Source organism: Paraburkholderia sp. J10-1 (genome assembly GCF_905220165.1).
Classification (GTDB): Bacteria; Pseudomonadota; Gammaproteobacteria; order Burkholderiales; family Burkholderiaceae; genus Paraburkholderia.
Map to the genome: position 1 here is coordinate 44425 of NZ_CAJMYW010000021.1, position 23918 is coordinate 68342.

A 23918-nucleotide genomic window follows, 5' to 3' on the forward strand; every position below is an offset into this window, starting at 1 on the left:
CGTGTCTGACTCAAATCCGGCGGCTTACGCCCTTCCAGTACTCCTCCCGCAGGTCCTTCTTCAGCACTTTGCCGGCTGGGCTGCGTGGCAACGCGCGGATGAAGTCCACGCTCTTCGGCGCCTTGACCGAGCCGAGTTTTTCCTTGCACAAGGCCACGAGCTCTTCGGCACTCACGCTCTGACCGGCGTTGAGCTCCACCACTGCCTTCACGGCTTCGCCCCACTTTTCGTCGGGCACGCCGATCACCGCGCAATCCTGGACTGCCGGGTGCGCCCAGATGACCTGCTCGACTTCGCTCGGATAGACGTTGAAGCCACCACTGATGATCATGTCCTTCTTGCGGTCGGTAATGTGCAGGTATCCTTCAGGGTCGAGATGACCGATATCGCCTGTATGCAGCCATCCGTCGACGACGGTCTCCGCTGTCTTGTCGGGCGCCTTGTAGTAGCCCTTCATCACGAGGTCGCCGCGCACGCAGATTTCACCAGTCTCGCCTCGGGGCAGAATTACCCCGCGATCGTTCATGATTTCAACGCGTACGAGTGGATTGGGGCGGCCAACTGAGGAGAGACGTTCTTGCGGCGCAAGCTCGCCGTCCACGAAGTGCTCGGCCGGAGTGAGATAGGAGATCGACGCTGGAGCTTCCGTCTGACCGTAGCCGCCCGCCATGACCGGCCCGAACACCTCGATCGCGCGCTTGAGCTTCTCCACCGACATCGGCGCAGCGCCATACAAAAAGCACTTGAGCGATGAAAAATCCTGGTCCTCGATGCCGGGAATATCGAGCAGGCGATAGATAACCGTCGGCGGAAGGAAGAACTCCGTGACCCGATGCTTCGCGATCGCCGTGAGAAGCAGGCCCGGCTCCGGCTTGGGCAGCACGACCACGGTGCCGCCGCGCGCGGTGCACGGCAGCGAGAGCATCCCCGCGGTATGAGTCATGGGCGCCGCGGCAAGATTCACCGGGCGCTCCACGCCATACGGAAACGCCATCATGAACTGAGCGAAGTAGGTCTGAAACGCCCGGTGCGTGTTCATCACACCCTTGGGCAAACCCGTCGTCCCGCCCGTGCCCGAAAGCGTCACGATGTCGTCCATGTCGTAATCGACACGCGGTTCGGTCGCGGGCTGCGCCGCGCTCCACTTTTCGAGCGACGTCGCCCACGGCAGATCGGCATCAATACAGATCCAGAGTCTGACCTTGGGCAGGCTCGGACGCAGCGCTTCAACCGCTGGTGCAAACGCCTGATGGAAGAACAGCGCTTCGCAATCGAACGCGTCGAGGAGGTACTGGTTCTCCTGCGGTGCGCTGCGCCCGTTCACCGGGATCCATACCACGCCAGCACGCCACAGCCCCAGCGTGCAGGTCCATGCCGTGACGTCGTTGTCGGCCCAGACCGCTGCCTTCGCTTCCTTTTCGAAGCCGGCCGCAAGCAGCCCGTTGGCGATGCGGCACGACAGCGTGTGCACCTCATCGAACGAATAGCTGCGCTCGTCCTGGATGTAGGCGATTGCGTCGGGATTGATGCGCCAACCGCGGTCGAAGAAGTCAATGATTGCCATGTCCCATGTTTCCCTGAGTCTGTCCTGAATCTGTACCGAAACAGCGCGCTCGCGGCGCTTACAGCTGCGTGACGGTCGCGCGCGCAAGGCCGCGCTGCTCGAGGAACCCAAGCAGATAGCGATGCCCAAATGCCTTTGAGCCCGAGGCAAAGCCCACCTTCGCGGCATCGCCGTCGAGCAGCTTGATTGCTGCGGCCGTCTGGATAGCGCCGGTCGCGATGTAAGGCGTGATGCCGTGCACGGTTGCGCGAACGGCCGCGAGCTGACCACGGCCGATCGCGAAGTCAACGGTGCGATGAAGCGACGTGCGTTCGCGCGGCGGCATGGCTGGCGTAGTCGAATCGACGAGTTGCTTGAGCACCGCGTCCTGCTGCTCGCGCGGCAAGTTCGCGTACTCGGCTTCCCACTTCTGTCCGAGCGCGTGGACCATCTGCATCGCGTTGTTGTCGTAGAAGCCTACGCAGGAAACGCAGCTGCGCACGCGCGGATCGTGCTCGAAGTACACCGGCAGCGAAGTGCCGCCCCACGGCAGCGCGAACACGGGCTGCAGGAAATCGGGAGAAGCGATGTTGAACGAAGCGTGCCTGTCATGCGGCACAAGCTTCTTCTCCCACAGATAGGACGATTCCTGGCGATAGCCTTCAAAGATGGTCGCAGTGGAGCCCACGCTGACACCGGCGCCGGCGCCGCGCGGGCCGCGCGTGAGCGTGGCCGTCTCCAGTGCATCTACACCGGGCGTTTCGAGTGCCAGTTCGGCTGCGATTTCCGCGAACGTGTACATGTAGGCATTCGAAGGCGACACCAGCAGCCCGGCCTGCCGGAACTGCTCGCCAAACTGCTCGCGAACCTGACGGATAAAGTGCTGCTCGCCAGTCGTGTCGAGGTAGTGGCAGCCAGCCTTGAGCGACGCTTCCACAGCAGTGAGGCCGAAGTTGAAGAACGGCCCGACCGTGTTGCACACGACCTTTGCACCGCGAAAAGCGTTCACGAGCGAATCGACGTTGTGCTCGGCTTCGATGATTTCGTAGTTCGCCGATTCGAGGCGCACGACGCGCTGCGCCATCATATCGTGCGTGCGTTTCGCATTACGTGCGATCGCCGTAAAGGGAATGTCCTGGTCGATGAGCCAGTCCATGATCAACATGCCGGTATAACCACTTGCGCCATATACGACGACGGGATGCTTAGCCATGCTTGTCTCCTGATACGTGATGGGTCAAATGCTGCGTCTTTTGAATGCCTGGGATGTCGCCAACGGTCGATGATCCGCGCCGTTAGCCCGTGCTACGATGATGCATGTCAAATTGCTAGAACACAATACAAAACATAGGTCATATTACAAACTTTGAGTGACTAAAAAAGACAGGATATTTCCCTGCCTCTCCGCTGCTCCCGCCCGTTAGGCCACGTCGGCTATTGCGGGCCTGCGGCGCTGCCGCCCGGCATCAGGCCAGCAAGATAAGCGGCCACCGCGTGGATGTCTTCGCCCGACAGGGTGGTCGCCATCCCGTTCATTGCGCCGCTTGGGTCATGACGCTCGCCCGTCTTGAAGGCAGCAAGCTGCTTCGCGAGATAGGCTTCGCCCTGGCCCGCCAGACGCGGCACCGGCCCCCTGCCCAGCAACGACGCCCCGTGGCAGGCCTGGCAGCTTTTCGCCGAGACGAGCGCCATGCCCTGCTTTTCGAGCGCCGTCTGGGCGTGCACCGCTTCGCTTTGGGACGGCGTCTGCCGCGCGAAATAAGCAGCCAGCGACTTGATCTGCTCGTCTGTCAGCTCCCTCGCGATCGCACCCATGTAGGGGTTGGATCGCTGCCCGCTGGCAAACGCGTGCAACTGGGCAGCAAGATAAGCCTCGGGTTGTCCGGACAGCGCCGGATACCAGGCGTTGACGGACTGGCCGTGCGCACCGTGACAGAAGACACAGGTCTCCTGCGGCTGCGGCCACGGGCCTCCATTGGCGACTTCCGTCTTTTCGACTTCGCTCATCGATTTTTCGAAATGCATGCCGTCGAGGTATTCGCGCCCGTAGAGCGCTCCCACACCCACGACGCCTGCCAGCAAAACGACTGCACTTACGATCCATGCCCGTTTCATTCACGCCACCTCGCCGCGTTGAGTGAAACCGGCCAGCGCCTGCAAGGCTGCACGGTGACCCGAACGCACGGCGCCGTCCATCGCGCCAGCCCAGATGTCGGCCGTTTCGGTCCCTGACCAGATCAGGCGGCCCACTTCGGGATGCAGATACTTGCCCCACTTCGACCAGAAGCCCGGTGGCATGGGATTGATGCAATGCAGGGTCCAAGGATCGACCCGGCCCCAGTCGTAGTCGTGGAATTGCGCCGGATGCAGCGCGCGGTCGCCGAATGCCTTCGCAAACGTGGCCGAAAGCGTTTTTTCGGCCATGTTGGGATCATTGGGCAACATCCCCGGCGCAACGAATGCCGCGATCACACCGAGAGAAGCATCGGGCGGCGAGTTGTCGTATGCCATGAAGACCGGGCCGCCGACCTGGAAGATCGTTCCGCAGTAGCCCGCGTCGCGCCAGAACGGTTTGTCGTAGACGTGTACCGTCTTGCGCATGGGGGCACTTGTGGGCCAGTTCTGCTGGAGCTGCGCCCGCCCAACGGGTAACGGCGGATCGAAAACCACCTGATTGCACAGGGCAGGATTCATCGCAACGACCACGCGGCGCGCCTTGACCACGCCCAGATCGGTATGCACCTCCACAACATCGCGGTCCCAGCCGGCAATCTTGCGCACTGGCGAGGACAGCCTGACCTTGTCGCCGAGTTGCTCGGCCATCTTGATACTCAGACGCTGTGAGCCGCCGACGATGCGCGTTTCCTGCGCGCCGCCCTTAAACGCTTCGAGTTGCGTGTAGTTGCAGCTTGCACTGTTGATCATCGATAGGTAGTGCAGCAGACCCAGTTGTGCTGGCGCACCGCCCGTGGTCAGCTTCGCGGCTAGCGCGAGGAAGTATCCGTCCGCGTATTTCACGCCCTGCTGCAGGAGCCAATCGCCGTAAGAGAGTTTGTCCAGCTCCGCCAGATGCGCGGCCTTCCACGGCGCGCCGGACGGCACGCCGCGCGAGAGTTCGGCAAGCCGGTTGCCGATCGCGTCGTCACCGCCCGTACCGCCGTGAAAATCCTGTGCCACCGTAGCACCCTGCGCCATCACGATGGTCTTCCCCGCATACCAGCTCGGAAACGTATCGATCTCAAGTTGACGTGCCAGATCGAAAATCGCCGTCTGGCCGGGACCGATCCATTGACCTCCCGCTTCGGAAACAACCCCGTGTCCGAGGTCATGGTTATACGTGCGTCCACCGACGCGGTTGCGTGCCTCGAGCACGACGAACGAATCGCATCCACCCAGTTTGAGGTCACGACCCGCGGTCAATCCAGCAAGACCCGCACCAATGATTGCGACGTCCAGAATGTCGCCGTTCGGTGGCTTCGTTGCGGTCGTTGCGGCGGCCTGTGCCAGCGACATGCCGCCGGTCGCCAGTGACGCCGCGCCCATCGCTGTAATGCGTAGAAGCTGGCGCCGGGTCTGTGCGTCCGGCTTACGTTTCCGATCCATCCTTGATGCCCAATTCAGTATCATTGCTTCTCCCTTTTTCTTGCCCGCTCTTAAGGAGAACGATTTAACACGGCAGCGACGACCGTTTCTCAACGGGCCGTCAGCACCCCGCCCTGCGAAAACAGCACGGGTTTGCCGGTGCCATCGATCAATGCGGCGGTGAGCGTCGCACGATCGTCGCGCTGCTGAACCTCGAACGACGTGCCGCCCTCGCGTTGCCGGAACACAAGGCCATCGAGTCCGACGCCCACGAGTCCGTTTCGGGTCGCTACAAGATCGGTGATCGAACTCTTCGTGCCCGCGTTCAGTGCCGCCCACGTCGCCCCGCCATCGCGGCTTTCGAACAGACTGCCGAGCAGGCCACCAACGACGATCCGGCCGTCAGGCAACGCCACGCCCGTCCACAGCGTGCCCTTGCCGCCCGTCGCCAGATAGCTCCAGTTCGCTCCGCCATCCGTGGACCTGAGCACCATGCCCTGTTCCGAATCGATATAGAGCGTGCCCTTCTGATCGGCAAAGATGTGGTACAGGTTGCGGTCCGCTCGGCCAGCGCCTGGCGGCTTCGGTACCATCACCTTCGTCCACGTCCTGCCACCGTCGTGCGTCGCGAGCATCAGCGACCACAGGCCCACTGCAATCCCGTCCTGTGCGTTCGTGAAGATCACCGAGAACAGCGGCTGGTCGACCGAGATGTCCATGCGCTGTTTCTGCCACGTCTCACCGCCGTCGTCGGTCGCAAGAATCACGCCCCACTGGCCCACGGCCCAGCCGTGCTGCGCGTCCGTGAAGGTGACGGCAGAGAGCGTGGCCGAAACTGGCACATGGCTCGCCTGGCGCCAAGTATTGCCGTTGTTATCCGAAAGGATGATCACACCCTGCTCGCCCACGGAGACGATGCGCTTACCGGCACGCGCGGCGTCGAGCAACATCATGTGCGCTGGCGCAGTCCACGAATGCGCCGGTTTAGCGGCCCAGTCCGCAACGGTTCCTGGTGGAAGGGCCCAGACTGCCGCACTCGCACACAGCGCAGCACAGGCAACAAGCATCTTGATCATGACTGCGTCTCCCATGTTAGTGACTGAAGAGTCCAGGCGCGCGCGCCGGTTTGCGGCGCGGGAACCAGCGTTCGAGCACCGAGGCGAGTGCCGGCAGCGCCGTCATCGCCATCAGCAGGTTCACCAGGAACATGAACGCCAGCAGCTTGCCCATGTCGGCCTGAAACTTCAGCGCCGAGAAGCTCCACGTCGCCACGCCGATTGCCAGCGTGATGGCGGTGAATATCGTCGCCACGCCCACTTCCAGCATCGCGTGCTGCACAGCCTTGACGATGTTCTGCCCACTCGCCAGGTGCACCTGCAGCCGGTTATAGATATAGAACGCGTAATCCACGCCAATGCCCACGGCCAGCACCATCACCGGCAGCGTGGCTACCGTGAGGCCGATCTGCAGTTCCTTCATGAACCAGTAGCCGATGAAGGTCGCCACCGAGAGCGGCAGGCAGCACGCCAGCATCGCGCGCCAGTCGCGGTAGGCGAGAAACACGAGGATCAGGATGGCGGCGTAGACATAGAGCATCATCGGCAGCTCGCTCGCCGCCACCTCCTCATTGGTTGCGGCGAGTACCCCGGCATTGCCAGCCGCGAGACGCACCGTAATGCCCGGGAAAGGATGCGTAGCGCGATACGTCTTCACGTCGTCCAGAATCCGGCTGATCGTCGTGGCCTTGTGGTCGGTGAGGAACAGATGCACGCCCGTCATGCTGCAATCCGCCTTCATGAAGCCCTTCACCCGGCCTACATCCACCGACACCGCGCCGTAGTTTTCGGGGTCAATCGGCACGACGTTCATCTTCGGATAGTCCTCGTTGTAACCCTGGTTGTAGCGGCGCAGCATCGCCGAATACGACTGCGCCGACACCACGCCTGGCTCGGTGCGCATCGCGCTCGTGAGGTCGTCCTCATACAGACCGACTGCCGGGTTGTCGCAGCCCTTCTGCGCCGACTCGATCGCGACAGTGAGCCAGTCGAGGCCGATGTCGTAGTTGCTCGCGATAGACGTAGCATCACGGTTGAAGCGCGCACCCGCACGCAGTTCAGGCGCGCCCGGCTGCAGCGTGCCGATCACGCGGTCGCGGCTTTGCCACGCGGCGAGTGCGAACACGATCAGTGTCAATGCCACGGTGACGCCCGCGTAGCGCGGCTGGGCGATGCGCGCGAGCCCGCGCAGCCACGCTGAGCGCCGCTCGCTGCGCGCGAGTGCGCTGTCCGCATAGCGCTTCGTGAAGTTGAAGCACGACGCCGCAACCGGCAGAAGCACGAGGTTCGTCACGATCTTGTAGGCGACACCGAGCGAGGCAGTGATGGCCAGTTCGCGCACCATTGGAATCGGAATGAGCAACAGCGTGATGAACGATACGAATGCCGTTACGAGCGCCAGCACACCCGGGATCAGCAGGCCGCTGAAGCTATGGCGCGCCGCATCGAACGAGCTGTTGCCGTGCGCGATCTCGCGCACGATGAAGTTGACCTGCTGCACGCCGTGCGAAACACCAATCGCGAACACGAGGAATGGCACCAGCACTGCGAGCGGGTCCAGCCCGAAGCCCAGCAGCTTCAGCGTGCCGAACTGCCAGACGAGCGATGTCAGCGAGCATGAAATGAGCAGCACGGTGAAGCGCACCGAATGGCAGTACCAGTACACCGCGAGCGCCGTGAGCAGCAGCGCAATGCCGCAGAATCCGAGCACGGCCGTTGCGCCATCGGCGATATCGCCAATCTGCTTGGCAAAGCCGATGATCTGGATTTCATAGCCCGCGTCTTCGAACGGCTTGCGGATCTGCGCTTCGAGCAGGTGGTTGAACGCCACGTAATCGAGCACCTTGCCGTTACGGTCGCGTTCGTTGAGCTCGGCCGTGATCATCGCGCTGTCTTCGTTGTGTGAAACGAGCGTGCCGATATAGCCGCCGAGCGTCGTCGCACGTCGAACCTTCGCGACAACGTCGGGCGTGAGCTGGTCAGGTGTGATCGTGCCGGAGATGATCGGCTCTGCGCGGAAACCCTCTTCGGTGATCTCGTTCACGTAGGCGTTCGGTGTCCACAGCGACTGCACGCCAATGCGGTCTACGTTCGGCAGGTACGTCACCGCCTGGGTCACCTTGTACAGTCGCGTCAACCCTTCCTTCGTCCAGATCGAGCCCTTGTGTGCACGCACGACCACGGTGATCCGGTTGGCGCCGAGCAGGTCGGAGCGGTACTTCTGGAAGGTCTGGATGTACTCGTGGCCGATCGGCATCTGCTTCTCGAAGCCCGCGTCCATGCGCAGCTGCACCGCGAAAAAGGCCATGACGGCGGTGAACAGGCCGATGCTCACGAGCACCGCCGCACGGTGACCGAAGAAGAACCGTTCCAGCGTTTTTACCAGGCGATTTAACACGGCAATATCCCTTCAGATGATTCAATGGCGTACGGCATGGCATCGTCAGAAGTTGCGGGTGACGAACATCCCGACGAAGTTTCGGTCCGCATACGGCTGTCCGACCGTGTTGTGCCCTCCCCAGAACAGGGTGTAGTTGATTCCGGCCTGCCATACGGTGGGGTTCTGGTTGAACAGCACGTAGAGGTTCAGTGACTTCGCCCCCTGCATGTAGTTCGCGCTCAGCGTCGGGGTGTAGCCGTACAGGCCATCGGCAAACGTAACGCCCGGCGTTACCTGCCAGCCGTGAATTAGCGTGCCGTCATAGGTCCAGTTGAAATCGACCGTCGCCCCTACCGAGCTCGACGAGCCCTGCGCCATGGCGATGGGGTAACCCAGGCTCGAGTTGTTGTTCAACCAGGGGAAATATCCCGCCATCGGCACCTGTGTGACGGTCTGCCCGTTAACCGTGCGCGTGACGCCGCTCGAGCTCAGACCCGGGTAGTAGATCCACGTCAGTTCCCAGGTCAGCGCCGCAGCGTCCGCGCCGATCAGTTTGAGAAACGGGTATTCGCTGCGTGTGAGCGCGAGGATGCCGTTGATGTCGTACTGGAATCGCTTCTTGTCGGCCCACTGCTGGCAATCGACGCCGGTCACGCCGTTGGTATTCAGGTCGAGCGGCCCGCCGGCGCCATAACAACTGGAGAGCGCCACGGCGTCATGGGGCCGGTACGAAAGTTCTGTGCCGATCGCCCAGGGGCCGAGCCCGAAGTTCGCGCTCGCGCCGAAGAGCTGACGGTTCTGCAGATACGACCACTGAAGTGTCCCGTTGGCCAGTGACGAAAGCACCGGAGACTTGTCGGTGTAGTTCAGGTAATAGATCGCGAAGTTCGCGTCGAAAGAACGCGGCGAATAGTTGAATTTCACGCCGAACTGCGGCTTGTACTTCGAGGGTGCCTCCCAGTTGACCGGGAGGCCGATGACGTTGTTCGGCGGCCCGGCGAAATCGCCATTCACGAGCCCGGTGTAGATACCATTGAGTGCGTTCTGGTTGCCGCTTGCAGGCCCGGCGATCGTGCCCGCACTCGGTCCGGCTACGTTCAGGTTGTTGGTGCTTACCGTATAGGGCTCCGTACCGCGGCCGAGGCTGTTCGACACTGACCAGTACGATCCCACCGGCGGATAGCGGTTGCCGTTCCACTGAAACTGATAGTAATCCTCAGTACTGAATCCATGAGAAAGATCGGCGGCGAAGCTGATCATCGGCGCGGGCAGGAGCGCCTGCTTGAGTTGCGAGCCGGGAATCAGCAGCTTCTGGACATCCAGCGAATTCGTGGCGTTCACGCCACCCATCGCGAAAATGCTTTCCCCCCAGTTGATCACCTGATTGCCGAGCCGAACATGCGCGGCGTTGCCACCGATCGTGAAATCCTTCTCCCCCCACAGGTCGAGCAACTGCACGTCATAAACAATCTGCGCCGATGCGCTGCTCGAAAGCGGGGTTCTGTTCGTGTCACCGGCGAGAAAGTCGTACATGCCGGTGCCGCGGATCATGAACTTGAGTCCCTCGCTCGGCATCTTCATCAGCAGTTCGCTGGTCGCGCTGATGTAGGTGCTGAAAGGCTGACCTTTGCGATAGTTCAGGTCGCCGTTGTCGCCAACGCCCCACTGGTTCACATTAGCCGCTGCTCCACAGCCGAACGCGTTCGGGTCGCCCGTGAGCGAGCAGCTCGGGTTTTTGGTGCGGATGCCTCCGCCTGCCGTGAGGTTGGTCACCCACGAACCCGAGAGATCGTTGATCCCGGTCGTAAACTCGTAGCCGTACGCACTGGACGTTGCCGCCGCACCGGCGATAGCCAGTGAAACTGTAGCAGTCCTTCCTATTGTCTTCGCTTTCATGATTCTCCCCTGCCGCCAATTTCATAACCGGCGCGCGCCACGGTGCGCGCCGCCCCCCTTTTGGTTTGCCAGATTTCAGCGCTCGCTCACCGATCGCAGGGATTCGGCCGAGTAAAAATCTGTCTTGAAGCGAGGATCATTGACCTGCTGGTACCAGCGGATATCCTTGCCCTGGCCAATCGAGGATGCATCAAAAACGTAGCGTCCGTTGTTGAGGTCGTACTGCGCCATCGGCTCGTTGTCGCACGCGCCACCCAGTTCCCACACCGGTATAGGGTAGCTCTCACGCATCTTCCAGAGCTTGCCCTGCGCGTCATAGTCCTCGCCCACGAGCGCGAGCCAGCTGTCCTCGTCCAGATAGAAGATCTTTTTCGAAGCGACATGCCGCGCCGATGGCTTAAGCGTTGCCTCGACTACCCAGACGCGGTGCACCTCGTAGCGACGATGATCGGACGAAATGCCGGTGGGCGTGGCGACGTCGTGCAACTTGTCCTTGAAGGTGTAGATGCCGAAATCATCGTAGGGAACAATCATTTCCTGCTTGCCCACGAGCTTCCAGTTGAACCGGTCAATGGATCCATTGAACATGTTGGATTCGTCGATCAGGTATTGATTTTCGAAGCCTATCAGCGGTGCATCGTGCGTATAGGCCGGCATACGCCTCACGCGACGCTGGCCGGGAAAGTAGTAGTACGTTTCCGAGTCCTTGTCGAAGTACTGGCGTTGCACGAATGCCTGACCAGCCAGCGCAGCGGGCGAATCGACCGAAAAGTAGGCGCCCAGGTTGAACTGGTCGACGTCCTGCGGCGACGTCTTGCCTTCCTTGCCCGCTGGGAAATAGAACGCCTGCGGACCGATTGCGTCGATCCAGTCACTACTGCCGGGGCGCGGGGAAATGGCGGTAACAACCGGTGACCACTCGATACCTTCGCCGCGGTAACGCGTTTCGTAATTCAGAATCGCTTCGGCGCCGTTTTTTGGCTGCGGGAAGGCGACCCCCGGCAGCACTGCAGCCTGCACCGTCTCGCCGTCCGAAGCGAGTTTCGCCGTCGTGAGGTTTGCCTTCGAATTCTGCTCGGCGAATTCCGGCAACTGGCATTCACGATGTGACGGATAGACATCCATGCGATAGCCCTTCAGTTGCTTGACGAGCTGGGTCTGCCCCGGCGAGAGCTTGTCGGCATATTTGTCGACGTTCGACGCGTCGATCGTGTACAGGGGCTTTTCATTCTTGTACTTCCAGAAGTCGCCGCGAGCCTTGCCCCATTCCCATCCTGCGGGCGAAGCTTCCCTACCGGCAAACGCGGGCACGAGCCCGTCCTTGCTGGCCGCGCGCTCGGCGCCTGAAGGCGTAAGGTCCTCGGCAACGGCCACTCCGGCCACGAGCAATAATGCGGCCGCGATGGCGGAAGCAGCTCCGATTGTGTGCTTTCTCATCTTGACTCTCCGTCCTATCCCACTTTCGTTCGCACTACAAATTGATTGATTCAAACCCGACATCGGCGGACCAGCCCGCTCAGCCCCCGCCGCACCCTGCCACGGCCACGGCCCGAATCTCGATGCACAACTCCGGAAGCGCCAGTTGCGTTACGCCAACTGCCGTCCACGACGGATAGCGCGCCGGGAAGTACGCGTCCTTGACTTCCGAAAAGTCCTCCAACTCGCCGCGAAGGTCAGTGTGAAACGTGGTCAATTCCACCACGTCGGATAGGCTCGCGCCCGCCGTCTCGAGGACAAGCTTCAGGGACTCGAAGGCGATGCGGGCTTGCGCCTGCATGCCCTCGCCCGCTTTCATATCCGGGCCGACGCCAACCTGACCGGAGACCCAGATCGTGTCCCCCACGCGAGTCGCGGGCGAAAAGTGATAGGCGTCGTAGAACGCCTGGAACGACGTCGGGATAATCGATTGCCGCGAAGTGGGCATTGCCATGATGGTAGTTCCTTTGATCAGACGAGTTGACGGAAACACGTTGCGCGAAACGGATCCCCGTCTTTCAGCGCGGCGAGTTCTGCAACGAACAAGACCCCCGCCGGTGTGAAGCCCGAGATACTCGGTTGCGGAAGGGGGCTGAAAACCGCGTCGTCGCCGAAAAAACGCAGCACGAGCGTGTGGCGATCCGGAAACGCCGGATCCACCGCGCCGCCACCGTGAAGTACGCCCGGATGCAATAGCAAGACGTCACCCGGCTCGGTCGCCCAGGAAATGATGTCGTAGGCACCCGGGTTAGCGCGGCGCTCTACTTCGATATTTGGCAAGCGAGGCCAGACATCGCCGCCATGCAAGGGTTCAGTCGGATCTTCAGCATTTTGAAAGGTCGTGCCGTCGTGACGTGGGCCTTGATGCGACCCACGCACGACCTCGAGCGCATTTTGCTTGGGCACCGCCTCGAAACTGATCCAGGCATTGCCGAAGTGCTTCCCCTTCCATGGCAGGTAGGACGTGTCCTGATGCCAAGGCGAGCGGCCGCTACTACCCCCACTCTTGAGAAACAGTTCCTCGGCGAAATACCAGACGTTGTCTGAACCCCAAAGATCCGCGAACAGTCGGCCGAACGGCAGCTCGCCAGCGAGCTCGTCCAGACGCCCCTTCGCATACGGATTGGCGTTGTCGTTGTGCGTCTTGTGCACTGTGCCTTCGAAGAGGCTGCAGGCCATGGGCCCGGGGTTCTCTATACCCCAGTCGAAGACCTGTCGGCACCGGACCAACTGTTGCTCGCTGAGAAGGCCCTTGACCAGAACGGCGCCGTCCTCCACGAAGGCCTTGCGTGTGGCTTCATCCATTGCTGAACTCCTGAGTCGTCAACAGGCGACCCGGTTGCAAACGCTTCCCGCGACGCCTTCGTAGAAAATGCTACCAAAGTTAGGTCATAATACAAAAATAAGAAAAAGAAAAAAGACAGGGAATTCCCTGTGTTCCGGGGGTTACGGCCAATGACGAAGTACCGAACGTGCCCCGACCCCTCCTAGATCAGCGAGCAACCCGTCGAACCAGAACTGCCCTATCAGGCCGCCCGGGCGCCCGTGCGCGCTTCGCGAACGGATCGGTGTTGCGATCATCAGTCTTGTGCGCAGCGCAGTCGAAGAAGCAGGCAGCGATGGGTCCCAGCTTTTTTATATCCTGGGCCAAGATCAGGATGCGCCGGGTTAGTGACCGCTCGCTCACAAGGTCAATGGCTAGACAGCGTCTTCCTCGGCGAATGCCTCGCGTGGCTTCATCGACCGTGGAGCTCCTGAAACGTCGTTCGGCGTCGTGGTTGCATACGCCTCCAGAATCTTCCTAGGAAACGCCACCTAAATTAGGTCATGAAGAAAAACAACAGGTAACAGGAAAAGAAGGCATCCGCGGCCTTCTCTCAGGCTTGCGCGAGCGACAGCCTGCCAGGTCCACGGCGGTTCCCGGGAAGCAGTTCCTGCACCTTAGCGCAGCTTGAACTATCCAGACTGCCTTTTCGGGCGTGAGGCAGTAGCTACGACGCCAAAGTTTTTCTTGCGTTATTTGGTAAACGTACCTATCTTAGTCTTTGTGTACTACGTTTTACGTTTTTGAGTATATCTGCTCTTCCGCATGCAGACGGGAGGGTCGGGTCGAGAGGCCCAGCTTGCAGATCTGTTGCGAACACTGCCCGCAAAGATCGACGTCGAGTCGCCCTTGCGCGAACGGGGGAGCGCCGATGCGGTACGCGGCCCTCCCCTTGCTGGCGACGTGCTGCAGGCGAACGAGTTGGCAACCCGGCGTCTTCGCAGCGCAGTACATGAGAGCCGGCATGAAGCGGCGTTTGTCGCAAAACCGGTGTGGTGGCCGTTAGTGGTGGAAAGAGTGGGAGACGATAATGTCCAGCATTCTCAGCAATTGGATTTATGTGGGCAGCAATGCATACGACGAATACACGTTCGTGCCATGGTTGAACCGGAACGTCTACCGTCGGACTGTAGATTTTAGTAAGGTATGCATACTGTAACGCCGACGATTCTTTGACATTGAAGGAGCATTTTGATTGGCATCGAGAAGATTTCGAGCGATCCGGCCATGGCAGAGTTGGATGAACGGATCAAACGTGAAAGATCCACTGGCGTGTACAGGTTCATGGCAGCGCACCACCGATATGTCAGCGCTCGCGAGTTGGTTGCGAACGAAACGTGCGCGGCTCGCATTGATCAAGGCGCTTGGACGTCTGCTTTGACGACTTTGCAGTTTCCGCTCGATTTCTAAGTTTGTTGTTTTTACTATTCGTCGTCATGCCGTTCCATGGAAGGCCGCTTGAACCGTTCGTGACCGCGGAATATTGAGGAACATAGACCGTGTTCACGAACCTGAGCGAAGTTTCAATGGGGTGGTTGCACACTCCTGCTCGCCGGCTGCGCGACATCGTGCTCTCGGCGATTGTGGTTTTCTGTTCGCTAACGGGGCCGTGTTATGGCGCTGTTGCGCCGACGTGGCCGACGTCGGCCGAAGCGGTCGACTTGCCGCTAGAGGAAGCACCCACGGCAGAGGAAATCGCAACTGTTGTGAGTTCTCGTTTTCATATAGGATTGCACGACGCCTTGGGGATCGGTCACGCGGTGCTAACTGCGGCAAGGCACTACACAATCTCGCCGTTGTTATTGCTCGCAGTGATCGCAGTCGAATCTAGTTTCGACAGATTTGCGGTAAGTGTGGTTGGCGCGAAGGGACTCATGCAAGTGCTTCCGAGCCAACACAGAGACCGTGTCCTGCGCACGTCCGATTTGACCGACCCGCGCACGAACGTCCGCATTGGGTCTGCAATTCTGCGAGACTACATAAGGTCGTCAGGTGGAAACCTTGAGGGCGCGTTATTTCGCTATAGCGGGGGCGCCAAGGGCTATGCACGACGCGTAGCCGATCGCTTGAGCATGATGAGAATGGCATTTGGTTTGTAGGCGCAGCCTTGTTTGGATCTAGTTGTGAAATTAATAAAGTAATGCGCCTGATCCGATGCCAGTTCGGCGACATGCAGGCTTCCGCAGCACGAAAGACCACAAGTACCTTGTCGTCATTGGCGAGTTCCTGTCATACGTGGTTCGCCCGCGCGACGCACGCTGTATGCGCTGGCCTCCCTCTCCCATCGCTGGTCGAAGGGAATGTGTTGGCGTCGAGCCTGCTTCTCACATGCGTAACCAAAATGCCAAACGAACGTTCGGAAATGCAATCACCGGCGAGGATTGATATAAGTTTGGTCAATCTCGTACAGCCAAAATTCTCCTGTACGTCTACCCCATATAGGTAGATAGCAACCGATTGATTTTTAAGAGAAAATATTTGGGGAAATAACGCAACGCGCCATCTGGCGTGGGTCCCCTAGCCGGAAACTTGCACGAAAATCAAGGTGACACCTCTTACTATTCCTTTCCATCTCCCGGCGGGGCAGCGTGTCCCGGCGGGACAGCTGCGCGCCATCTAACGTGTAGTAGGATGCGCACCCATGATGGTGTTTGGCTGAGGTATTTGCCGCTCAGCTACGCTTATAGCACGTCATTGCGCACGTCGTTTCTACCGCTTTGAAGACGTCTCACGAGGTCATCGACGGTATACAGACAGTCTCCCTCCGACGACGCCATTGGGACTTTCAATAGCGCGACCAGAAACAGCAGGTCGAAGCCTACCAACCCTAAATCCAGCCATAAATTATCTGTACCTAAAAAATCGGACGAGTGTCGCTTTGTTCGAAGCGCAAGTATTGCTCGTACACGCATCGCTGGCGGCGCAGTGTCATCTAGCACTTGCTTGATTAAATCCTCTGGTTCCTCAGGAAGGTGCAACCGTTTCCCAGGCCGTTGTTGCGGTGGCACGTATTCGATGTCATCTTCTTCAGGTGCCGCGTCGTGGGGCAAATTATCGTGAACAGCCGCGGCTCGACTTCCAGTTTGGAAATTCGAACCATCAAAACGTGAAGACTGAAGCAATTGCCAATAGGAAGCGAACCCTACAAAAAATCCTATTCCATAGGCTGCAAAGTTGATTGGCTGTGACTTATACGTTAGGAATCCACCACCAGCGAGTGTGGTAATGACTGAAAGCGCTCCGACCCAATCGAACTTCTGCTGATGTACGCTCATGCGGAAAATGAGGAACGTAACATATCCTACGACCATGCCGACCAACAATAAAGCCAGTAATACGAGGTAGGGTTCAGCAGTTTGCATATTGACTCCGTGCTTCGAATAAAACTAAAGCCCGCTTCACAGAAAGCGTAAGTCCAGCACTATTGGGCGCCGTCGGGCTTGTCAATGCCGCGCGGCGGCTGTCAGTCGAAACCAATGACTTTCAGTATCACGATCGCTGCTGGGTCGCGCTCGAGGATGTCGAGCGCGTGGCCGAGCGCGCGCGTGGGCGGCGAGCGGTCGTATTCGATCACGAAGCGCTGCGCGCGACCCTCTGGGTCGCGGATAGTGAATTGCATGTCCGGTCGCGTGTGCAAACTCGCGCGCATCGGCCCCGTTGTGCCCTCGGCCACCTGCGTGCGGTTGATTCGGACGTCCTCGAGCGTCCAGCGCGACCCGGGCGGCAGGCCGCGGTTCAGCTTTGCGAGGTGGTCCTCGGTCAAGCGGAGGTCGGCCGCAACCGTACTGTTCTGCACGTCGGCCAGGTCAGGCGCTGCGGTCGGCCGCCGCCCGGCGACGCCGCGCACCCGCTCCTCGGTCAGCGGCGACGCCTGTCGCGCCGGCCGCGCGCGACTGAATCCGGTTTCCGGCACCACGTCGGACAGGTCGCGGCGCGTGTAGACGTAGCCGCTGTCAACGACCTCGGAGGGCAGCCCGCGCGCGCGCGCCGCTTCGGCGTTGCCCCCGAGGGACGGCTCGGGATGCAAGCGCTGGGGCGCGGGGATGTCGGGGTCGTCGACCTCCGGCCGCCGGGGGGCGCCGCCCAACTCCTCCGTAGCGGCGGGTGATCTCCCGGCTGTACGGCCCACGCGCGCCGCACCGCTCGTCTCCTCCCTGACTGCCGGGCCTATCTCCAGATCCCGTTCCAGTGAAGCCAGCTCGCGCTCGATGCCGGCGGGGCCGCGCGCGTTGCGCATCCGATCGACAATCGCATTCAGCTGCGGCTCGCCGACGAAAATGCCCGCGTCCTCGGCCGTTTCGAAAAGTCTCGCGAGCCGCGCCTCCTGCGCGGGCGTGCCGTGGAGCTGCAGCTTGTCGAACAGCGCGCCATGCGCCCTAAGGTAGTCGAGCGTTTCGCGCAGTTCGGCGGCTTTGCGGGCCGCTTCCGGCGCGTTGTTCTTGCGCAGGGTGTCGAGCGCATCCATTTCCTTGTTCAAGTGCGGATTGCGCTTTAGCTCCGCGGCGTACTCGACGCGCAGGAGCGGGCACGGAGGCGGACTGCACAGCTCCAGCCCCCTCGCTGTTGCCTCGACATGATGGCCGCCCTTCACGGGAACACTCGCGAACACCTTGTCGCGAGGCGGCGCGCCGTGCGGCGCGGCCGTTCCGCTGCCCCCGTGCGCCTGAGCCGCCGCGGCGTCGGCGTCGGGCGTTTTCAGCGGCAGCCCTTCGGGCGTGTCGGCGCCTGGCGCCCCAACGTGGGTGCCGGCAGACTCCGCCTGGCGGAACTCCGATTCAGCCTGCAGTACCTTGTCGGCGGCGCTCTCGATGCGCGTGGCGGCGCTCTCGGCTTCGGGCACGCTCTGGCCGGCCTCCCATAGCTTGCGCGCGAAGCGTGCCTCGCGCCAGGCGTTGAAGAACTTCGCTCCCGAGCGCGCGAAGCTCCCCACCCCGTACAGGCCGATCGCCAGTTCGGCGATGTCCGCGAAATAGATCATTCGCGGCCCCCAGGTGGGGAACCATTTCAGGAGGCTCAGCCGGTTCTCGCGCGTCGCGAGAATCAACAGTGGCAAGGCGCGCTCGATCGTGAACAGCGCAACCTTGCCAGCCGCCGTCGCCGCTGTGCCCACCGGCAGCGCGAAACTAGCGACCGTCGCCATGTGCCCGAGCCAGTTGCGCACGCCGATATGCTGGTAGGCCAGCAGGTCGCGTGCGCGCACCACGACGAACTTGCCCTCGTCCCAGTCGTGGACCTTGAAAAGCTGGTCGGCGTCGTAGGCCTTACCGCCGATCCTCATCTCGCCAGGCAGCGCGTCGATCTCGCCCTTGAAGGGCATGTCGGATCCGAACAGCGCAGTGCCCACATGGCACTTCACGACGATCTTGCCCGCGCTCGCGGCAGTGAGAGAAAACGTGACGGGTGTGTCGGCGCCGAAGCCCATGACGTCATGCCACGGCAGCACGGGCGCATTGTCGAGAATGGCGCTAACGCCTTTTTCTTTGCCGAGGCCGCGCAAGTGCAGCTTCGTGAGTTCTTCATGGAGTTCGAGGTTGTTGCCCAGATCGACCACGCGGTCGAGCGCCGCGAAATACGTTTCGTCGCCGTGGCGGTCGGTCGAGAGCCGGCGCGAAAGGTCCGCGGCCTGATCGTCGGGCGTGTGCCGGAGGATGTCGAGTATCGCTTCTTCGTCCTGATTGGACGTCCAGTACATGTCGATACGCTGCTCAAGCAGAACGAGCCGCTGACTGACGCTCAGATCCTCCGTTTTCGGCATTGCGCCCTGCCCCTCGGCAAGCGCTTTGCGTTCGCGTCGCACTTCCGCGGAGCGCTGGTTTTCGCCCGAGAGCTCGACTGCCTTGTCGAGAGCGCTCCTCGTGAGTGCGATCGCATAGTCACATCCGTCCATGCCCACGCCCCGGCCGATTTTGCTTAACGCCGTCTGGAAAAGGAAGTCGCTGACCTTGTGGCGATCCTCTGCCGCGAGCGGCCCAAAGCGCCATGGAATCCATGCATTGACCACGCGCTCGGCAAACATTTTTAGATCCGCATCGCCCCGACGCCACGTGCCCCAGATCCGGTAGTAGAGGTCGACGTTACCGCCCTTCTCGTCCTCGGGGACGAGCTCGCCCTGACCAGACGTATGTCCGGTGCGGCAGGTCCTGTGGTGCTCCGCCGGCTGCGCGGCATGCGGATCGTCCGGCGCGCGCCGCAGCACGAGCGGCGCGGCGCCTTGCTGCGCCACGTGGGTCAGTTCGTGCGCGATGAGTCTGCGCCCGCTCGCGCTATGCGGCGCGTAACGACTTGCACCGAACACGAGATGCGGCCCCACCGTGTAGGCGAGCGCGCCGAGCGCCCGTGCGGAGGCCGCGCTCGCAGCATCGTCATGCACGCGCACGGCACTGAAATCGAAGCGCGACCGCGCTTCGCGCGCGCCCGCGCCCGGAAAGCGGTCGAGCGCCGCGGCGACGGCGTCGGCTTCGCGCTCGAAGGCGTCCGTTGCGGGCCCGATGCGCAGTTGCCCGGCATGAGCGGCATGAGTGGCACCGGCGGCGTGCGCGGCAAGCGGTGCGCGCGGCGCCGCGTGACCCGGCACGCGATGCGGCAACTGGCTCGCGATGTGCGCCTGCATCGATTCGCGCAACGCTGTGTCGAGCGGCCGTCCTGCACTGGCAAGCGCGGCGGCCACGGCATCTCGCCAAGTTTCGCTCCCGCCCTCGCCTGCGGCTTTGCGCTGCACGACGGCTTGCGCTCCCGCGCTTGCGTCGTCAGGCGCGCAATCGTCGCCATTGCCGGGATTGCAGCCGCATGCGCATTTGCGCTGGATAAGCAAGCCGGTCGAAGCGAGCGCGGCCGCGTCGCGTTCGGCGTCGCGCCTCGCGCGCTGCGCGGCGGGCTCGGCCCCTTCGCGGGCCGTGCGCGTGGCGGACCTGGCTGGAACGGGTACGGGCGGCGCGAACATGGCCGTGGTTCACGCTATGGATCTAGACGACCTGAACCAGCATCGAGCGGCTGTCCGCTGGCTGCTGGTTCAGGTAGTAGACGGTCTGCACGCGGTACTGGCCCTGCGGCATGGAATCCGGCAGCGAGATCCTGAATTTCGCTTCGTAAGCCCCGCTGCCCGGGTCGCGCGAGACCTCCTGCTTTTGCGACATCACCGGGTTGTTGTTGCCGGCCGCATACAGGCGGATTTCCGCGGTGATGTCGTTGAGCGGCGTGCTCTTGCCCGACACGGCCTCGATATTCGTGACGACGAGGAACTGCTCACCGGGCCGCACCGTTTGCGAAGGCTGCGCCTGGATATCCGCTTTCAGAATGGTTGGCTGAGGCGGCAACTGGCCGTTGTGGGCGCGTTTGAAGTCGTCGTCGACCTGTGGCGCCTCCTTGGTCTTTCGCATGGCGAAGTAAATCGCGACGCACGCTGCAGCACCGGCGCCCGCCCCGATCGCGGCGCCCTGGCCATGTCCCGCCGCGCCGCCTATCAACGCTCCGGCCAGGATGGAGCCGGTGCACGCCAGCGCCTGCCCCGTCGACATGCCTTCGCAGGCACTCAGCGAGAGCAGCACGCAGGCCGTGACGCCGCGCACCAGCAGCGGCGAGCGCATCGCGAAGTTCGTATTCGTGGTCGAGCCGTCCATGTCACCTCCTGTCCCGTGTCCTCAGCGGCTACTGCCGGTAGTTTTCGATTCGGACTCCAGATAACGCTTGCTGCTTGAGGACTTGCGCCTTCCCGACAATGCCTCTCGCGAGCGGTGCCGTGTCGCTGTCGTAGCGGCCCGCCAGCGTGGCGAGGTCGATCGCGCAGTCGTACCCTCCCTTGCCGATCTGCGCGTCCGCCGCGCCGACCAGCGCCTTTGCCGTCGCTTTGCGCTGTTGCTCGATTGCCGATTGCACGGTTTCGCCGGTAGCGCCCGGCGGGTTGACCACAGCCGCCGCCGGAGCGGACGGGCAGTGCGCCCCACTGGCCGCGCGGGCGGCGTTCGCTTGCGCCGCTTGCGCGGCTTGTTCTGCCGCTTTTGCCGCCTGTAGTGCTTGCGCTACGTGTGCCTCCCTCGCGCGCAGCGCGCGCGACTGATCGACGAGCCGGATTGCCAGTTGCGCTTCCTGGCGCGCGGCGAGCGCGGCGGCGTTGGACGCGTCGATCGCGAGCACCGCGCTCGCGGCGCTATCGACGCAATTCCAGTCGGCGTGGTTCAGGCAGTCGTTGAGTTCCGCCATCGGGATGCTGGTTCGATCCGCTGCGCGGTCAGTGGGACGCAGCAGCCAGCCGCCGCCAAGGCCCATGAGCATGCCCGCCATGACGCTGATGCCGGCAAGCTTCATGGTGCGATTGCGCATCAGGTCGGCCACGCGCCGCTCGACTGCCGTGCGCGCGCTCTGTATTTCGCTCGCTGCCTGGCTGAGCTGCGACTTGAGCTTTTCGCGCTCGGCCTGCAAGGTGTCGTGGCGGCCGCGCAGGTCGGCGTTTTGCTGCTTCGTGTCGCTGAAGGCGGCACCGAGCCCTTCGAGTTCCCGCTTGAGCGCGGCCTTGGCCGCCTCGGCTTCGCGCAGCGCGCGCTGCACGATGGACGAGTCTTGCAGATGCGCCTTGAGCGTTTCTTCGTGCTGCGAGACCTTCGAGTGCAACGATTCGATCGTCTGCTCGCGGGCGCGAATCACGCCATGCAGTTCCTCCACTTTGCTCGCGAAGGCGCGCGCCACATCGTCGGGCCCGGGAGGCGGCGCCTCGTCCTGTGGGCGCTGAACCCGCGGTTCATGATCTTCAACGGTTTCGTGCAAGAAGGGTTCAACGGAGTCCTCATCTTCCTCGCGCCTTATGGCTTCGGCGGCATCGCCGGACTGCCCGCGTTCGGCGCGCGGTTCAGGTTGCGCTTGCGTGCCTGTCCCGGGTTCGATGAGGTCTTCGGGTTCCTCGCGCGGCTCGGGTTCGGCCGGCGTTTGCGCAGGTTCGTCCGTGGCGGGCTCGACGAACGGCTCCGCTTCCTCACGCTCCGCCGTTTCGGGTGGCGGCGCAGATGAATCAACGGGTGACTCGCCCGGTCGCCCATCCGCCGGCCCGCCCTCCTTCGGCTGCCCGCCGTGCAGCTCGGCCTGCAGGCGGCGCCACAGGCACTTGCGCATATTCGCGTTGCCGGCAAGCTTGCACGCGTTGCCCTCGCCTTCGGTCGTCACGACCTGGAGCGAGCGTTGGCAGCCGGGGCAGCGCCTGATCTCGATCACGATCCCGCACTCCCTTCACCGTTCGCCGTCGAAGACGAACGCGTCGTAGTCGAATACGTCGACATTGCGGGCGCCAAAGCGCCGTGTGAGCGGCACCACCATTTTCAGGCCGTCCGCGCCGCCGTCCGTTTCCACGATCGCAAGCGGCGCATAGTGGTGCTGCACGCCTTGCGGCGGCAAGGCTTCGGGCTCGCCGTCGCGATCTGGCCAGATCACGTCGCCCGTCGCCACGCGCGCCGGAATGAGCCAATAGTCGCCGCTGCGGTAATCATTGAGCTGCGCGCGCTCGAACAGGATCTCGATGCCGGCTTCGAGCGTCAGCCAGTCGTCCTCCACAATCAGCGCCGCGCCGCCCGAGAGTTCGAGGCCGCCCTTTCTCGGTTCGCCCGGCTGCTGATCCCAGCGCCTGAGCACGAGCGCCTCTTCGGTGCGCAAGGCGCGCGCGTGCACGGGCGTGTCGAGCTTCACCTGGCGGTTCAACGGGTCGACCGCCGCCACCTTCGGCAATGCGCCCGGCGCGCCGTACCGCATGCTGTCTTCGTCGACGAGTTCCACGAACTGGCCCACCGCGATCGCGAGCGTGTCGTCGCGGGCCCACTCGCGCAGCGTGAGCGTCAAGCCGTCTTCGGACACGCTCTCCACGCGAAACGCGGCGGTGCCGTTCTCGCGCGAGAACTTGAAGCTCGGCCGCTGCCGCTCGCCGATTTTGCCGCCGCAATGAATCTCCACGCGATACAGCTGGTTTTCAGGGCCGCGATAGGTGTGGCGCCCGCCAACCGGATCGTCGTCGTACGGCGCGCCGCCCTCCCGCGCGCGCGAGCGCAGCTTGCCGCGATGCCGGCCTTGCCAGCGGCCGACCAGATCGGCCCATGTCGGCTTCATGTCGACAAAGACAGGCGCGCGCTCGCGCAGCGCGACGGTACGGACCTGCCAGACTACCTGCATGCGCGCCGCGGTGTCCGCGCCGCCGAGCGCGACCTCGTTGATCGCTTCCGTGTCGAGCGCCGTGATTTCGCGCTCCCACACGTCGAGATATACGAGGTAGCAACCGGCCTCTTCGATCCCGCGCTCGCGATGCTCCGGCCCGGCATGACGCGAATAGTGGATATAGCGGTGGTTTTCGCAAAGCAGCCCGTCCACGTAGTAGCGGCCGCGCGAAATGACGAGATCGGTGCGCGCGCGCTCGCGCAGCATAACGGCCACCTCGTCGCGCTCGGCCTCGACAATCTCTTCGGTGAGATCGTCCTCGGTCAGCATGACGCGAAAGCCGCACGCTGCAAAAGGACCGCCAAAGCGGCCGGCAAGGTCGACCATCATCGTGCGCAGCGTATGCAGCATGATCGACGCCTGCTCGTTCAGGTCGGCGTCGAGCTGTACGCGGCCTTGCTGCCACACCACGCGGCTGAAGCCGTTGAGCGCCTCGAAGCTGTCGCGCGATATATCGATGTTTTTCATGCCTGCCTC

16 protein-coding genes are annotated in these 23918 nt (G+C 62.4%); 1 reads left to right on the forward strand and 15 read right to left on the reverse strand.

Annotation, left to right across the window (positions count from 1 at the left end; translation table 11 throughout):
- Window positions 1-10: 10 nt before the first annotated feature.
- From U5A65_RS35845 to U5A65_RS35890, 10 genes are all read right to left on the reverse strand, one after another.
- Complete coding sequence (locus tag U5A65_RS35845; protein WP_321949214.1) at window positions 11-1564, reverse strand: class I adenylate-forming enzyme family protein; 1554 nt, start codon at window positions 1562-1564, stop codon at window positions 11-13.
- A gap of 58 nt (window positions 1565-1622) precedes the next feature.
- Window positions 1623-2756 (reverse strand): saccharopine dehydrogenase family protein, encoded by a 1134-nt coding sequence (locus U5A65_RS35850; RefSeq protein WP_321917676.1) that lies wholly within the window; start codon window positions 2754-2756, stop codon window positions 1623-1625.
- 221 nt (window positions 2757-2977) lie between these two features.
- Window positions 2978-3658 (reverse strand): c-type cytochrome, encoded by a 681-nt coding sequence (locus tag U5A65_RS35855; protein ID WP_321917678.1) that lies wholly within the window; start codon window positions 3656-3658, stop codon window positions 2978-2980.
- Window positions 3659-5146: a flavin monoamine oxidase family protein gene (locus U5A65_RS35860; protein WP_321949243.1), complete on the reverse strand. Its 1488-nt coding sequence runs from the start codon at window positions 5144-5146 to the stop codon at window positions 3659-3661.
- A gap of 89 nt (window positions 5147-5235) precedes the next feature.
- The gene (locus tag U5A65_RS35865; protein WP_321917680.1) at window positions 5236-6201 is read right to left on the reverse strand and encodes a WD40/YVTN/BNR-like repeat-containing protein; all 966 of its coding nucleotides are present in this window, start codon (window positions 6199-6201) and stop codon (window positions 5236-5238) included.
- Between the two features lie 16 nt (window positions 6202-6217).
- Window positions 6218-8578: an efflux RND transporter permease subunit gene (locus U5A65_RS35870; protein WP_321917682.1), complete on the reverse strand. Its 2361-nt coding sequence runs from the start codon at window positions 8576-8578 to the stop codon at window positions 6218-6220.
- A 45-nt stretch (window positions 8579-8623) separates the two neighbouring features.
- Complete coding sequence (locus tag U5A65_RS35875; protein ID WP_321949215.1) at window positions 8624-10456, reverse strand: DUF1302 domain-containing protein; 1833 nt, start codon at window positions 10454-10456, stop codon at window positions 8624-8626.
- A gap of 75 nt (window positions 10457-10531) precedes the next feature.
- Window positions 10532-11893, reverse strand: coding sequence for a DUF1329 domain-containing protein (locus tag U5A65_RS35880; protein WP_321917686.1), 1362 nt, complete (start codon window positions 11891-11893; stop codon window positions 10532-10534).
- 79 nt (window positions 11894-11972) lie between these two features.
- Entirely contained in the window at window positions 11973-12386 is a 414-nt protein-coding gene (locus tag U5A65_RS35885; RefSeq protein ID WP_321917688.1) for a RidA family protein, read from the reverse strand.
- A gap of 17 nt (window positions 12387-12403) precedes the next feature.
- Window positions 12404-13237 (reverse strand): phytanoyl-CoA dioxygenase family protein, encoded by an 834-nt coding sequence (locus tag U5A65_RS35890; RefSeq protein ID WP_321949216.1) that lies wholly within the window; start codon window positions 13235-13237, stop codon window positions 12404-12406.
- 1545 nt (window positions 13238-14782) lie between these two features.
- Between U5A65_RS35890 and U5A65_RS41015 the strand changes: the two genes are divergently transcribed.
- Window positions 14783-15355, forward strand: a complete 573-nt coding sequence (locus U5A65_RS41015) for a lytic transglycosylase domain-containing protein (RefSeq protein ID WP_415766232.1) — start codon at window positions 14783-14785, stop codon at window positions 15353-15355.
- A gap of 582 nt (window positions 15356-15937) precedes the next feature.
- Here U5A65_RS41015 and U5A65_RS35895 read toward each other — a convergent pair.
- The 5 genes from U5A65_RS35895 to U5A65_RS35915 all read right to left on the reverse strand — a co-directional run bounded on the left by U5A65_RS35895 (window position 15938) and on the right by U5A65_RS35915 (window position 23909).
- On the reverse strand, window positions 15938-16618 hold the full coding sequence (locus tag U5A65_RS35895; RefSeq protein ID WP_321949217.1) for a hypothetical protein: 681 nt from the start codon (window positions 16616-16618) through the stop codon (window positions 15938-15940).
- A gap of 101 nt (window positions 16619-16719) precedes the next feature.
- The gene (locus U5A65_RS35900) at window positions 16720-20196 is read right to left on the reverse strand and encodes an eCIS core domain-containing protein (protein WP_321949218.1); all 3477 of its coding nucleotides are present in this window, start codon (window positions 20194-20196) and stop codon (window positions 16720-16722) included.
- A gap of 22 nt (window positions 20197-20218) precedes the next feature.
- Window positions 20219-20872, reverse strand: coding sequence for a hypothetical protein (locus tag U5A65_RS35905; protein ID WP_321949219.1), 654 nt, complete (start codon window positions 20870-20872; stop codon window positions 20219-20221).
- Between the two features lie 28 nt (window positions 20873-20900).
- On the reverse strand, window positions 20901-22454 hold the full coding sequence (locus U5A65_RS35910) for a hypothetical protein (protein ID WP_321949220.1): 1554 nt from the start codon (window positions 22452-22454) through the stop codon (window positions 20901-20903).
- 15 nt (window positions 22455-22469) lie between these two features.
- Window positions 22470-23909: a DUF6519 domain-containing protein gene (locus U5A65_RS35915; protein WP_321949221.1), complete on the reverse strand. Its 1440-nt coding sequence runs from the start codon at window positions 23907-23909 to the stop codon at window positions 22470-22472.
- Window positions 23910-23918 lie beyond the last annotated feature (9 nt).

Bases quoted from the DNA above. Each gene is read 5' to 3' on its own strand.
- U5A65_RS35880 (WP_321917686.1), bottom strand. From the start codon at position 11,893: ATGAGAAAGCACACAATCGGAGCTGCTTCCGCCATCGCGGCCGCATTA.
- U5A65_RS35885 (WP_321917688.1), bottom strand. From the start codon at position 12,386: ATGGCAATGCCCACTTCGCGGCAATCGATTATCCCGACGTCGTTCCAG.
- U5A65_RS35865 (WP_321917680.1), bottom strand. From the start codon at position 6,201: ATGATCAAGATGCTTGTTGCCTGTGCTGCGCTGTGTGCGAGTGCGGCA.
- U5A65_RS35890 (WP_321949216.1), bottom strand. From the start codon at position 13,237: ATGGATGAAGCCACACGCAAGGCCTTCGTGGAGGACGGCGCCGTTCTG.
- U5A65_RS41015 (WP_415766232.1), top strand. From the start codon at position 14,783: ATGGGGTGGTTGCACACTCCTGCTCGCCGGCTGCGCGACATCGTGCTC.
- U5A65_RS35905 (WP_321949219.1), bottom strand. From the start codon at position 20,872: ATGGACGGCTCGACCACGAATACGAACTTCGCGATGCGCTCGCCGCTG.
- U5A65_RS35875 (WP_321949215.1), bottom strand. From the start codon at position 10,456: ATGAAAGCGAAGACAATAGGAAGGACTGCTACAGTTTCACTGGCTATC.
- U5A65_RS35900 (WP_321949218.1), bottom strand. From the start codon at position 20,196: ATGTTCGCGCCGCCCGTACCCGTTCCAGCCAGGTCCGCCACGCGCACG.
- U5A65_RS35860 (WP_321949243.1), bottom strand. From the start codon at position 5,146: ATGGATCGGAAACGTAAGCCGGACGCACAGACCCGGCGCCAGCTTCTA.
- U5A65_RS35895 (WP_321949217.1), bottom strand. From the start codon at position 16,618: ATGCAAACTGCTGAACCCTACCTCGTATTACTGGCTTTATTGTTGGTC.
- U5A65_RS35850 (WP_321917676.1), bottom strand. From the start codon at position 2,756: ATGGCTAAGCATCCCGTCGTCGTATATGGCGCAAGTGGTTATACCGGC.
- U5A65_RS35915 (WP_321949221.1), bottom strand. From the start codon at position 23,909: ATGAAAAACATCGATATATCGCGCGACAGCTTCGAGGCGCTCAACGGC.
- U5A65_RS35855 (WP_321917678.1), bottom strand. From the start codon at position 3,658: ATGAAACGGGCATGGATCGTAAGTGCAGTCGTTTTGCTGGCAGGCGTC.
- U5A65_RS35845 (WP_321949214.1), bottom strand. From the start codon at position 1,564: ATGGCAATCATTGACTTCTTCGACCGCGGTTGGCGCATCAATCCCGAC.